This is a genomic window from Polaromonas sp. (assembly GCF_031411155.1).
Lineage (GTDB): Bacteria > Pseudomonadota > Gammaproteobacteria > Burkholderiales > Burkholderiaceae_C > Polaromonas.
Genome location: NZ_JANOAL010000014.1, coordinates 1 through 2,062 on the forward strand (window position 1 = coordinate 1; position 2,062 = coordinate 2,062).

Genomic DNA, 2,062 nt, shown 5'->3' on the forward strand with positions numbered 1-2,062 from the left:
GCGCTGGTGGCCACCGCCATTGGCCTGTTTGCCGCCATTCCGGCAGTGGTGGCCTACAACCGCTTCGCGCACGATATTGACCGCATCGCCAACCGGCTGGAGACCTTTATTGAAGAGTTCTCCAACATCCTGCAGCGCAACTTGGGCGCGCAATCGCCTTCGGGTCACTGAAATGTTGCCCCCCACGCTTGTCGCTTCGCGTGCCTTCGGCGGTGCGCTGCCCCTTTCACCAAATGATGGGGCTAATTTTCCTGGGGGCGGCCCGGCGCTGCGGCCGCAGGCTCGAAGCAACGTCGTTGCAACTTGAAAGGAGACCGCCATGCCAGCAGTCACTTCCCGCGGCCGGGGCCGCCGCACCATCAGTGAGATCAACATGGTGCCGTTTATCGACGTCATGCTGGTGCTGCTCATCATCTTCATGGTGACGGCGCCGCTGATCACGCCCAGCATGATCGCCCTGCCCCGCGTCGGCAAGGCCGCCAGCCAGCCGCCCAGCCCGGTGCAGATCCTGATTGGCAAGGATGAAACGATTCAGCTCAAGATCAAGACCGATTCGGTGCCCAGCAACCTGCGCAACGTGGCCGCCGACATTGTCAGGATGGAGCCGGCCGTCAAGGCGGGGGCACAAGCCGTACCCGTGGTCATCAGCGCCGACAAGTCCATCAAGTACGAAACCGTGGTGAAGGTGATGGACAGCCTGCAAAGAGCCGGCGTGTCGCGTGTCGGCCTGTCGGTGCAGACCGGCAAATAGGCAACAGCCTGACCCGAAGAATCATGCCCAGCGCCGCAGACCGCCTCGAATTTGGACCGCCGCCCAACGCGGGTTCGATGCGCGCGATGGGCCTGGCGCTGCTGGTGCATGCCCTGCTCATCATTGCCCTGACCTGGGGCGTCCACTGGAAGCGCAGCGACAAGGCGGTGTCGTTTGAAGCCGAGCTGTGGTCCGGCACGCCGCAGGAGGCCGCACCCCGGCTGGTCGAACCTCCAGCGCCTCCGCCGCCCACGCCGAAAACGCCTGAAGTCAAGGTAACGCCGCCAGCGCCGGATGTGGACATTGCGCTGGAGCAGGAGAAAAAACGCAAGCGGCTGCAGCAACAAAAAGAGGCTGAGGCGGAAAAGTTGCAGGAAAAACTAAAAGCCGAACTACAGGCGAAAAAGGACAAAGAACTGAAAGCGAAGGAAGATCAGGCTAAGCGCAAGGCATTGGAAGAAGCTCGGAAAGCCGATGCCAAAGATGCGGAGAAGCAAAAGCAGGCCGATGCGCTGGCTAAAAGCCAGCGCGACGAAAACCTGAAACGCATGATGGGACAAGCAAGCACCACCGGCGGCCCCAACTCCACCGGCAGCGCTCAAAAATCTAGCGGACCATCAGCCGGCTATAAGGCGCGGCTTGCTGCACTGTTCAAGCGCAACATCAGCTTTTCGAATGTTGACAGTATTGAAGGAAATCCAAAAGCCGTTGTGCAAGTGCAAGTGTCCTCTTCGGGGCTAATTATGAGCAAAAAACTGAGTAAATCCAGTGGCGTACCAGCTTGGGACGACGCAGTTCTCAGGGCCGTTGAGAAAACAGAGCGCATTCCTCTGGACGAAAACGGAAAAGTCGTTCCGGACTTCCCTATCGAATTCGGCCCGAAAGACTGATGCTATAAAATTTATAGCTACTAGCGCACGTTCTGCCTAGGCTACAGCCATATTTCATTCATAAACGATGCTGGCCAGGCCGTTGTCGGCCTGCGCCATCCAGCTGGCCAGCGCCGCATCGGTTGGGAAGAACCGGGCGGCATCGCCGAGCTGCAACTCGGCGCTTGCGCCCTGCAAGCCGTTGCCCTGCCGCAGGCTCAGACGCACCGGCAAACCGCGTTTCAGCTCGCCCTGCTCCGTCATTTCCGTTCGGGGCGGAAAGTCCTTCACCATGCGTGAGATGTCGGGCGCCGTGCCGTTGACGGCCACGCGCAAATACTTGCCGAACTTGCAGCGCGCGGTCTCCAGGTCCCACGCCTGGGTGACCTTGAAGCGCCGCCCAAAACGCTCGGACGCGCCCTGCAAGGTGCCCTGCACGATC

At 60.4% G+C, this 2,062-nt stretch carries 3 protein-coding genes and 1 pseudogene; 3 read left to right on the forward strand and 1 reads right to left on the reverse strand.

What is annotated here, in order from left to right; genetic code table 11:
• From RMO23_RS00550 to tolA, 3 genes are all read left to right on the forward strand, one after another.
• A partial coding sequence (locus tag RMO23_RS00550) for a MotA/TolQ/ExbB proton channel family protein (RefSeq protein ID WP_309678033.1) occupies window positions 1-171 on the forward strand: 171 nt, incomplete at its 5' end.
• A gap of 148 nt (window positions 172-319) precedes the next feature.
• On the forward strand, window positions 320-751 hold the full coding sequence (locus tag RMO23_RS00555; protein WP_309678029.1) for a biopolymer transporter ExbD: 432 nt from the start codon (window positions 320-322) through the stop codon (window positions 749-751).
• A 23-nt stretch (window positions 752-774) separates the two neighbouring features.
• A complete protein-coding gene (tolA, locus tag RMO23_RS00560; RefSeq protein WP_309678031.1) occupies window positions 775-1,641 on the forward strand; it encodes a cell envelope integrity protein TolA in 867 nt (288 codons plus the stop codon).
• A gap of 54 nt (window positions 1,642-1,695) precedes the next feature.
• On the opposite strand, the pseudogene dnaE reads toward tolA, so the two are convergent.
• Window positions 1,696-2,062, reverse strand: a pseudogene (dnaE, locus tag RMO23_RS00565) (DNA polymerase III subunit alpha); the annotation flags it as partial.

Coding starts and splice junctions, on each gene's coding strand:
- tolA (WP_309678031.1), top strand. CDS start 775: ATGCCCAGCGCCGCAGACCGCCTCGAATTTGGACCGCCGCCCAACGCG.
- RMO23_RS00555 (WP_309678029.1), top strand. CDS start 320: ATGCCAGCAGTCACTTCCCGCGGCCGGGGCCGCCGCACCATCAGTGAG.